Source organism: Staphylococcus sp. HGB0015 (genome assembly GCF_000411275.1).
GTDB classification, from domain to species: Bacteria; Bacillota; Bacilli; order Staphylococcales; family Staphylococcaceae; genus Staphylococcus; species Staphylococcus schleiferi.
This window is the reverse complement of sequence record NZ_KE150417.1, coordinates 1,223,379-1,233,277: the sequence shown is the minus strand read 5'-3', so window position 1 is coordinate 1,233,277 and position 9,899 is coordinate 1,223,379. Positions and strand designations below refer to the sequence as shown.

At 35.6% G+C, this 9,899-nt stretch carries 11 protein-coding genes and 1 riboswitch; of the genes, 7 read left to right on the top strand and 4 right to left on the bottom strand.

The window, feature by feature from the left end:
- The coding region (locus tag HMPREF1208_RS05725) for an LPXTG cell wall anchor domain-containing protein (protein WP_016425418.1) at positions 1-350 on the top strand (350 nt) is incomplete at its 5' end.
- Between the two features lie 85 nt (positions 351-435).
- On the opposite strand, the gene HMPREF1208_RS05720 is transcribed toward HMPREF1208_RS05725, so the two are convergent.
- Entirely contained in the window at positions 436-645 is a 210-nt protein-coding gene (locus HMPREF1208_RS05720) for a hypothetical protein (protein ID WP_016425417.1), read from the bottom strand.
- Between the two features lie 82 nt (positions 646-727).
- On the bottom strand, positions 728-1,045 hold the full coding sequence (locus tag HMPREF1208_RS05715; protein ID WP_016425416.1) for a DUF4870 domain-containing protein: 318 nt from the start codon (positions 1,043-1,045) through the stop codon (positions 728-730).
- A 279-nt stretch (positions 1,046-1,324) separates the two neighbouring features.
- Here HMPREF1208_RS05715 and menE point away from each other — a divergent pair, with 279 nt between their 5' ends.
- Both menE and menC read left to right on the top strand, forming a co-directional pair.
- Positions 1,325-2,719 carry an o-succinylbenzoate--CoA ligase gene (menE, locus tag HMPREF1208_RS05710; RefSeq protein ID WP_016425415.1) on the top strand — a complete coding sequence of 465 codons (1,395 nt, stop codon included), beginning with the start codon at positions 1,325-1,327 and terminating at the stop codon, positions 2,717-2,719.
- On the top strand, positions 2,716-3,705 hold the full coding sequence (menC, locus tag HMPREF1208_RS05705; RefSeq protein ID WP_016425414.1) for an o-succinylbenzoate synthase: 990 nt from the start codon (positions 2,716-2,718) through the stop codon (positions 3,703-3,705). The genes menE and menC overlap by 4 nt, the downstream gene beginning before the upstream one ends.
- On the opposite strand, the gene yidD is transcribed toward menC, so the two are convergent.
- Positions 3,681-3,932: a membrane protein insertion efficiency factor YidD gene (gene yidD, locus HMPREF1208_RS05700; RefSeq protein ID WP_016425413.1), complete on the bottom strand. Its 252-nt coding sequence runs from the start codon at positions 3,930-3,932 to the stop codon at positions 3,681-3,683. The two genes, menC and yidD, sit on opposite strands and share 25 nt — an antisense overlap.
- Positions 3,933-3,989: 57 nt before the next feature.
- On the opposite strand from yidD, the gene ytkD reads away from it, so the two are divergent.
- Positions 3,990-4,460, top strand: coding sequence for an RNA deprotection pyrophosphohydrolase (gene ytkD, locus HMPREF1208_RS05695; protein ID WP_016425412.1), 471 nt, complete (start codon positions 3,990-3,992; stop codon positions 4,458-4,460).
- Positions 4,441-5,211, top strand: a complete 771-nt coding sequence (locus HMPREF1208_RS05690; RefSeq protein WP_016425411.1) for an alpha/beta hydrolase family protein — start codon at positions 4,441-4,443, stop codon at positions 5,209-5,211. Before ytkD ends, HMPREF1208_RS05690 begins: the two co-directional genes overlap by 20 nt.
- A 130-nt stretch (positions 5,212-5,341) precedes the next feature.
- On the opposite strand, the gene pckA is transcribed toward HMPREF1208_RS05690, so the two are convergent.
- Positions 5,342-6,925 carry a phosphoenolpyruvate carboxykinase (ATP) gene (gene pckA, locus HMPREF1208_RS05685; RefSeq protein ID WP_016425410.1) on the bottom strand — a complete coding sequence of 528 codons (1,584 nt, stop codon included), beginning with the start codon at positions 6,923-6,925 and terminating at the stop codon, positions 5,342-5,344.
- A gap of 331 nt (positions 6,926-7,256) precedes the next feature.
- Positions 7,257-7,366: riboswitch (SAM riboswitch) on the top strand.
- 106 nt (positions 7,367-7,472) lie between these two features.
- Between pckA and metK the strand changes: the two genes are divergently transcribed.
- Positions 7,473-8,672 (top strand): methionine adenosyltransferase, encoded by a 1,200-nt coding sequence (gene metK, locus HMPREF1208_RS05680; protein WP_016425409.1) that lies wholly within the window; start codon positions 7,473-7,475, stop codon positions 8,670-8,672.
- 89 nt (positions 8,673-8,761) lie between these two features.
- Positions 8,762-9,673 (top strand): nuclease-related domain-containing protein, encoded by a 912-nt coding sequence (locus HMPREF1208_RS05675; RefSeq protein ID WP_016425408.1) that lies wholly within the window; start codon positions 8,762-8,764, stop codon positions 9,671-9,673.
- Positions 9,674-9,899: the final 226 nt, after the last annotated feature.

The window sequence follows — 9,899 nt, the reverse complement described above, 5'->3', positions numbered from 1 at the left end:
CACCACCAATGCCAGAACAACCAACACCAGAAGAACCGACACCACCGATGCCGGAACAACCAACACCAGAGAAACCGACACCACCAACAGCGGAACAACCGACACCAGAGCAACCAACACCACCAATGGTACAAACGCCAGCGGATCAACAACAAGGTAAAGGTCAGATGAAATCATCAACGAACAAGAAAAACCAATCAATGTCTAAAGGTGAGCACCAGACTGAAAAACAATTGCCAAATACAGGAGCATCTAACACATCACAAGCTAGCTGGTTAATGGGTACATTATTGCTTACATTAGGTACGGTGATGATAGGTCGAAAACGTAAAAAAGATAAAACAATTTAATTAAAGACGAAATATCAATAAAACTCGTTTAATAAAAGATAGAATCCGAGGTCTTCATTCATCTGTTTGAAAACCTCGGATTTTATTATTTTGATTTATCTTTTTGCGTGTGGATAAAAGCACTATAGACTGCAATAGAACAAAGTATGGTGAAAATAAGCATGCCAGACACTGCAAGAACACGAGCAATAGCGCTTTCTTTATAAATAACAACATAAAATCCTTGTAAATAAAGGTAAGCAAGTAATGGCAAGATCGAAATAAAAATCGCTAAATTAGGTTGATTTTGCTTCATGTTTAAACCTCCAATAGGTAACGCGACTCGTTTATAAAACGATACAACATTGTTCTTTAAATTGCATCTATTAAGCAACATGTTACTCATCTGTCACAAGTACTTTAACCCCGCAATATAAATTATAAATAAGATAAAATACACTTCCTAAAGCTGTAAGAATACCCAGGATGAATAGAACGGCAGCTGCAGTATGGTTGTAAGATTGAGTTAAGCCAAAACAAATAACAGCAATGAGGATTAAGATCCAAGGTAAAATGTGATAAAGTAGCGCCTTTTTAGCATGTGTGGAGACTGGTGGTCCCGCAGCAATCCATACGATAACTGGAAATAAAATAGGTGCGAAAAAAACACTAAAATAACTTAAAGAAGCCAGTAATTTTTCTGTAGGCGTAGTCATACGCTTCACCTCCAATTGAGAAATAATTTACGCATTAAAAATGGATCTATATTTACAAATCAGAGTGAATTTGTAGGGTTCTTCTTGATTTGTACGATAGTTTTAAAATTCCACTATTTAATTGCTTTAAAACGTAATTGCCATTTTTTATAAAAATAATACGAATCCCCAATCTTATTTCTCGCTGCTTCATGAAAATAAATTTAGATTTATATCATGCATGTGCGTTCGATTAAGACTATAATAGTATTATTAAGATTTATTCGGGGGGAGACGAATATGGAACATTGGCTCGTACAACAAGCCAAGCAACAGCCGAGAAAAATTGCGATAGAGACCCCATCAGAGTCGTTGACATTTGAAGACTTATTACAGTTAGCGACTGAAAAAGGGGCCGCATTGAAGGCTTTAAATCGACAACGACTGGGGCTATATATTGATAATTCAATTGAAAGCGTTGTGCTCTTACATGCAGCTTGGCTTTATCAAATAGAAATTTCATTGATTAACAATCGCTTAACAGCCTATGAAATTGACCAACAAATGAATGCAATCGGTATTGATTTAATTATCAGTACACAGAATATCCTATTTACAACAAAAACGAAAGTTATATATTCAAGTACATTAATCAGTGAAGAGGTACCTCATATTCCTCATTCTGTATCTGAAAATCAAATTGCATCGATTATGTTTACATCGGGGACAACTGGACCTCAAAAGGCAGTTCCACAAACTTTCGCAAATCACCAATTTAGTGCAGAATCTTGTATTGAAAGTTTAGGTTTTAGTCCATCGTCTAAGTGGCTTGCAGTGTTACCGTTATTTCATATTTCAGGCTTAAGTATTTTATTAAGAAGTGTGCAGTACGGATTTACCGTGTACTTACTCGAAAAATTCGATGAAAATGTTATTATAGAGGCTATTCAACATAAAGGGATTACGCATATTTCTTTAGTTCCTGTAACATTAATGCGTTTAATGCAAAACGGTCTCAATCAACCTTATCAACTTGAAAAAATACTGTTAGGTGGTGCCAAGTTAGATGAACAATTGATTCGTCAGGCGCTACAATATCAGTTGCCGATTTATAATTCATTTGGCATGACTGAAACATGTTCACAATTTTTAACAGCTTCACCTCAGTTGTTGAAAAGCAAACCGAATACAGTTGGCCATGCAAGTGAAAATGTTAATCTGAAAGTCGTATCTCCGGACGAAAATGGGCACGGAGAACTTTATGTAAAAGCACAAAATGTGATGAATGGTTATTTATATCCTTCACATCTTGAGAACGCTTTTGATGCAGAAGGATATTTTAAAACAGGTGATATCGCGAGTATGGACGAAGATGGCGACGTCATTATTTATGATCGACGCAAAGATTTAATTATTAGCGGTGGCGAAAACATTTATCCTTTTGAAATCGAATCTGTAGCTAAATCACATCCTGAAGTTCAAGATGCGATGTGTACGGGCATTGATGATGATGTATGGGGACAAAGACCGATTTTATATGTGGTTGCACAACAAGCGATTGAAAATATTGAGGGATATTTACAAGCGCGTTTAGCCAAATATAAACAACCTGCATTTATTTATTTTGTAAAAGCACTTCCATATACAAGTACTGGTAAATTACAAAGACGTTTGTTAAATGAGGGATTTCAATGAAATTAATGGGCATTCATTTTTACCGTTTTGACCCACGATTTGTACATCCGATTCAAACAGCAAAAATTAAACTCACACATAGACATACGTTGTTTGTTGCATTACAAGATGAGCATGGCAAATTATGGTTTGGTGAATGTAATGCTTTTGAAACGGATTGGTATCATCATGAGACAATTACGGATGTAAAACAAACCTTACAGAAATGGTTTGAAAATGTAAGAGGGCAAGAAATTCGTAATTTTAGTGAAGGTCAAAAACTCGTTTCAACTTTAGATCCATTTCCTGCTGCACGTGCAACGATTATCATGGCTATGTATCCGATGTTTTATCCATTGGAATGTTTTTCGATTCCAATGACAATTACAATTAATGGTGATTTTAATCAGCGGCTTATGAAATTAGATCAAGCGGGGAGAATTAAACTGAAATGGAATGCGGACATTTTGTCACAAGTTAAGATGCTCACAACGATGTATCCGATGATTCCGGTTTCTACAGATGCTAACCAAACACTAACTCAAAAAGATGAAGCCACTTTAAAACAATTAAAATCGTATCAACTTGCTTATATAGAAGAACCATTCCAATCTTTAGATGACAAAATAGATGATCAGTCCTTGCCACCTATAGCGATCGATGAACATGCGACAAGTGAAGAGGCGATTATGGAATGGATTCAAAGTAAAGCTGTTCGTATCATTGTATTGAAACCTTTTCGTTTAGGAGGGATTGATCGAGTACTCTCCATTATTGAGAGATTAAAAAAAGAAGATGTACAATTTGTTTTAGGTGGTATGTACGAATGTGGTTTGAGTCGATATTACACTGCTTTATTAAGTCGTGAGGGCAATTATGCAGGAGATATTCCTGAAGACGGTTTTTATTTTAAAGAAGATATTGTAACAGGATCGGGCACTTTAAAAAATGGGCGGTTATATTTTAAACCGCCCGAAGTGAATCAATCTTTATTATTAGCGTTGTGATGCGTATGAGATGTTTTTAAAGGGACAGGATCAAAGCCGCCTTTATGAAATGGATGGCATTTTAAAATTCGTTTTAAGCCGAGCCAGCTTCCTTTTAATGCACCGTGAACTTGAATCGCTTCTAACGTATAGTTGGAACACGTTGGATAGAATCGGCAGGAAGGTGGCGTCAAAGGTGAGATAAAACGTTGATAAAAACGAATCAGTTTGATAAATAAAGTTTTCAAGTTGTAACCTCCTTCAATAGGTTATATTGTAACATAGATAGAAAGGGCGTATGGGGTGTGAAGTTTACCGATAGTCATCATCAAACGGTGGTGCTTGAATTTAAAAATCATCACGATGAACAAAATGGTGAACACGTTTTAGCGTTACCAATTTACAATCAAAATCTTGTGTTAACGCGACATAAAGATAGAGGGATTGAATTTCCAGGCGGTAAACGTGAAATTAATGAATCGAGTCAAGAGGCTGTGCAACGTGAATTATATGAAGAAACTGGCACAACGATAGACGCGCTTTATTATATTGCGCAATATGAAGTGCAAGGGCAATCACATTGTTTCAAAAAAGATGTTTATGTCGTATTTGTCGACCAGATTGAAGATAAAACTTATTATCATGAAACGTATGGACCTATTCTTACAAAGTCATTAGATACTATTAAAGATGATGAAAAAAGTTATTTATTAAATGATCCTGCGATATTAGCATGTGTAGAAAGGATGAAAGAACTTGGCTTTTATCAAAGCTAAACGAATGCCTAGTGAATTATTATCGCATAAAGTGGAGGAATGGACGTATCGTGTTGATGACCTTAACGTTAAAGGACTCTGCTTGGTACCCCATTCTTATGTGAACAGAATCGTAATCTACTTACGTGGCGGTAAAGGACAAGTAGGACGCGTTCGTTTAGCAAGATTACTTCAATTTATAAGCCCACTTACTTTAGTATTTGTGCCATATTATAGAGGAAGTAACGGAAGTCAAGGTTTTGATGAATTTGCGGGTAAAGATTTAAATGATGTTGTAGTTGCCGCAACGATGTTAAAAAATATGTATCCGCAAGCGTCACTGCATCTTGTTGGATTTTCTAGAGGTGGGATTCAAGGGTTACTTACATTTCAAACTGTTAAAGCCAATAGCTATATAATTTGGGGTGGCGTTACGGATTTAAAATTAATGTATGAAGAGCGAGTAGATTTAAGAGGTATGTTAAGAAGAATGGTAGGGCATCCTAAAAAAGATATACAAGCCTATCGTAATCGAAATCCACTTTCTGATATTGATGCTGAATCGCCTCCTATTTTAATTATTCATGGTAAACAAGACTGTCAAGTCGGTATTCATCAAGCGTATTATTTGGAACAACATTTAGAACAAATTGGCGCACGGTATGAAACATTCTATCAACATGATGAAGGTCATGTACCGAGACCACAAGCCATGAAAAAAGTTTTAGCTTTCATACAGGATTGGATGCGTCGACACGACAATCAATCATGAATAAAGATGATCGACTAAAAATATAATTTATCAGCATGACAAAATATAAAAGCGCGCCCGTTAAATTAAACTGGACGCGCTTTTTTGCATACATATAATTATGAAATGGCTTAAATAAATCAGTGATATTCTAATTCGATTTAAATCCACCGTTTAGTTCTAAATCTTGTGCATTTTCGCCAAATTTTTTGAAGTTATCTTTGAATCGCTCTACAAGAAGTTGTGCTTGATCAGTATAGGCTTCTTTATCAGACCAAGCATTTTTAGGTTGTAAAATTGTGCTCGGTACGCCTTCAATTTCAGTAGGAATCGACAATCCAAAAACTTCATCTTTTTCGAATTGTGTATTTTTAAGCGCACCATTTATCGCATCATTGACCATTTTTCTTGTATATTTCAATTCAATACGATTACCTACACCATATTTGCCACCTGTCCAACCTGTGTTGACAAGGTAAACATCAACGGTATGTTTATCGATAAGGTCACCGAGTAAATTTGCATAAACTTCAGCTCTAAGAGGTAAGAATGGTGCACCGAAACAAGTTGAGAATGAAGGGACTGGTTCAGTAATGCCTCTTTCTGTACCCGCTAATTTTGATGTAAAGCCGCTCAAGAAGTGATACATCGCTTGATCTTTATTTAATTTAGAGATAGGTGGTAAAACACCAAATGCATCCGCTGTCAAAAAGATAATTGTATTTGGATGAGATGCTTTAGAAGGGAGCACAATATTATCGATATGGTCAATCGGGTAAGCAGCGCGTGTGTTTTCAGTATAATGATTATCATCAAAGTCAATATATCCATGTGTATCAACCACTAAATTTTCAAGTACAGTACCATATCGAATCGCATTGAAAATTTGTGGCTCTTTTTCAGCTGATAAATTAATCGCTTTCGCATAGCAGCCTCCCTCAATATTGAAAACACCGTTCTCGTTCCAACCGTGTTCGTCATCACCAATGAGTTTACGATTTGGGTCTGCTGACAATGTTGTTTTACCTGTTCCAGATAGTCCAAAGAACAGAGCGACATCACCTTTACCTCCAACATTTGCTGAACAATGCATGCTCATAATATCATGTTTTGGTAATAAATAGTTCATGACAGAAAAGACTGATTTTTTCATTTCACCCGCATATTCTGTGCCGCCAATTAAAATTGTTTTATGCTTAAAAGAAATAATAACAAAAGTTTCTGAGCGTGTACCATCGATTTTTGGGTCTGCCTTAAAGTGAGGTGCAGAAATTAATGTAAAATCTGCTTTGATTTTTGAAGCTTCTTCTTTAGAAGTTGGTTTAATAAACATATTTTGTGCAAATAAATTATGCCATGCGAATTCATTAACTACTGTCAGTTTAAGTTGTGAATTTGAATCACTTCCTGCATAGCCATTAAAAACAAACAATTCTTCTTTGTCATTTAAGTAATCAATAACTTTATGGTAGAGATTGAGAAATTTTTCTTCAGAAATCGGTTGATTGATTGACCCCCAATCGATATCGTCTTTTACCTGTGGATTGTCTACAATAAATTTATCTTTAGGTGAGCGCCCCGTGTATTCACCCGTTTTCGCATTGATGGCACCGAGTTCTGTTAACTCTGCTTCATCACGCTTTAAGATTTTGTTATAAAGTTCGGTTGTTGTAAGTTGAAAATGTGAACTTGGCTTATCGATTAATGCCTCTAACGCACTAGTATTGAATGACATGATCTAATCCCCTCCGAATTTTGTTGAATGTAAGCCTTTACAATTTAAGAGTATAACATATTAGAGAAATAATCCCTACTATATTTAAGGGGAAATAACAGATTTTAGATTAAATATTTATTTTTACGTATTATGACTATGACTTCAGCGTTAAATTCATCGAAAGTTTCAATGGTTCACTCAAATTTATCATTTTTTTAGTGGCTTCTTACATGAATATCGATGTATTCAACATCAACCTTATAGATAGGAAAGGTTTTTAGAAGTGATTTGTGCATAAGTACGAAATTGACAGACTGATAAAAGTTATGTAATATAGTGCTAACGGATTCTCTTATCCTGAGTGGTGGAGGGACATGGACCCAATGAAACCCAGCAACCTCTTTTAACGAAGAAAGGTGCCAAACCGTTTGCAGACAAATATGGTCTGAACGATAAGAGCGAATGGACGTTAGAGCCTTCACTCTATTTTATAGTGTTGAAAGGCTCTTTTTTTATTGAGCTCAGAGAGAGAATGTTCGTAATCCATTATATAAAGGAGTTTATTATGACATACAACAGACGCTTATTTACTTCAGAATCAGTAACAGAAGGTCATCCTGATAAAATTGCAGACCAGATTTCTGATGCAATTTTGGATGAAATTTTGAAAGGAGATAAAAATGCACGTGTCGCTTGTGAGACGACAGTGACGACAGGTATGGCCTTAATCGCGGGTGAGATTTCTACTTCCACTTATGTAGATATTCCAAAAGTCGTACGCGAAACAGTTAAAGAGATTGGCTATACACGTGCGAAGTATGGTTACGACTATAAAACAATGTCTGTTTTAACAGCGATAGATGAACAATCACCTGATATTGCACAAGGTGTCGATCGCGCTTTAGAATATCGTGATGAAATGAATGACGAAGAGTTAAATACAGGTGCTGGCGATCAAGGCTTGATGTTCGGTTTTGCGACAAATGAAACAGATACACTCATGCCATTACCAATTGACCTGTCACATAAATTATCGAAACGTTTATCAGAAGTCCGTAAAAATGGAACTTTAGATTATTTACGACCAGACGGTAAAGTCCAAGTGACGGTTGAATATGATGAACAAAATCAACCCAAACGTATTGATACAATTGTTGTATCTTCACAACATCACGAAGAAATTGAATTAGAAAAAATCCAAAATGACATTAAAGAGTATGTTATTTATCCAACAGTAGACCCAAGCTTATTAGATGAAGAGACTAAATTTTTCATTAATCCAACAGGGCGTTTTGTCATTGGTGGTCCACAAGGTGACGCAGGCTTAACTGGCCGTAAAATTATTGTGGATACTTACGGTGGTTATGCCCGTCATGGTGGGGGTGCTTTTTCAGGAAAAGATCCTACAAAAGTCGACCGTTCTGCAGCCTACGCAGCGCGCTATGTCGCAAAAAACATTGTAGCTGCACAACTTGCGGATAAATGTGAAGTGCAACTTGCCTACGCTATTGGTGTCGCTCAGCCCGTTTCTATCGCTATCGATACATTTGGCACAGGAAAAGTCAGTGAGGATACTTTAATTCAAGCCGTACGTGATCACTTTGATTTAAGACCTGCTGGAATTATTAAAATGCTTGATTTACAACGCCCAATCTATAAACAAACAGCCGCATATGGTCACTTTGGTCGAAATGATGTGCAATTACCTTGGGAAAAAACAGATGAAATTGAATTATTAAAAGAAGCGGTTTCTGCTTTACAATAAATTTTATTGCTGTAACTATCGCTAATTTTATAGTTATTTAATATAATAGAAATAACTGTAGAAATGTAGATAAAAGGAAGGTATTGCAAATGACACAATTTGGTCCAATCGAAATAGGCCTCATTGCTGCTATTGTAATTGCAGCATTATTCTTTATTTTGTTTTTGATAGCGCTCAAAAGTAAAAAGAAAGCGAAAGAAAGTTACGCAAGTCAATATCAAACGAAGCAAGATCAACTGACTCATGAGCATGAAGAAGAGCTTGAAAAAGTTCGAATTGAAAAGAAAAAAGCGGACACGCAACATAAAGAAGAATATGAAACAATGCTTTCTTCAAAAAATAGAGAAATTGATGCATTAAAATTATTTTCAAAAAATAGTAGTGAATATGTGACAGATATGCGTTTACTTGGAATACGTGAAAGATTAGTCAAAGAAAAACGTATTCGACCAGAAGATATGCATATCATGGCCAATATCTTTTTACCCACTAATGATTTAGAGGATATTACACGTATTAGTCATCTCGTTTTGACACGTACAGGCCTTTATATTATTGATTCTGAACTTTTAAAAGGTCATGTATATCAAGGCGTAAGTCAAAATCAATTTTCAGAAAATCCAATGTTAGAGCAAGTTTTCAAAACATTAGATTTAGATCCATCAACACCACAAATGGTTGTGCTGGACCAACAAGATGGTGAACAAAATGCACTTTCAATCAAAGATTATACAAAACAAATCAATCATATTGAGCAAGTTGCGACACAATTGCAACGTCAATTGGATTTAAAATATACGCCAACTACGATTTTATATTTTAATCCAAAACGTGAAGGCGATGTAACGATTTCAAGCTTTGCAACACAAGGAACAACAAAAGTGTTAGTAGGTCCAGAACAGTTGAATGAGTTCTTTAACAAATTTGTTTTCCATGGTCGTATTCAATATGATGTTAATGCGCTTCAAAGTATTATGGATGAAATTGAATCTTTTAATTAAGTTGTCTATTGTCATTTGATGAAGCATTTAATATTTAGAGGTTAAGACAGATTGATGTCTTGACCTCTTTTTTTGACTGTTTTTAGAGGATTCAATGATCAAAATGGCTAGTTGAATTGGAATCAAAAATTTTTAGAAATACCAAATAACATAGGATTTCTGTCTCGCATGATAAGTGTACGAAAAAGTAGAAAGCGCAGTAGCTGACTGAGCTGTCCTACGCTTT

What these genes read in the sequence shown, in the direction of transcription:
- menE (WP_016425415.1), top strand. Translation starts at nt 1,325, where the DNA reads ATGGAACATTGGCTCGTACAACAAGCCAAGCAACAGCCGAGAAAAATT.
- HMPREF1208_RS05715 (WP_016425416.1), bottom strand. Translation starts at nt 1,045, where the DNA reads ATGACTACGCCTACAGAAAAATTACTGGCTTCTTTAAGTTATTTTAGT.
- menC (WP_016425414.1), top strand. Translation starts at nt 2,716, where the DNA reads ATGAAATTAATGGGCATTCATTTTTACCGTTTTGACCCACGATTTGTA.
- pckA (WP_016425410.1), bottom strand. Translation starts at nt 6,925, where the DNA reads ATGTCATTCAATACTAGTGCGTTAGAGGCATTAATCGATAAGCCAAGT.
- HMPREF1208_RS05675 (WP_016425408.1), top strand. Translation starts at nt 8,762, where the DNA reads ATGACACAATTTGGTCCAATCGAAATAGGCCTCATTGCTGCTATTGTA.
- HMPREF1208_RS05720 (WP_016425417.1), bottom strand. Translation starts at nt 645, where the DNA reads ATGAAGCAAAATCAACCTAATTTAGCGATTTTTATTTCGATCTTGCCA.
- metK (WP_016425409.1), top strand. Translation starts at nt 7,473, where the DNA reads ATGACATACAACAGACGCTTATTTACTTCAGAATCAGTAACAGAAGGT.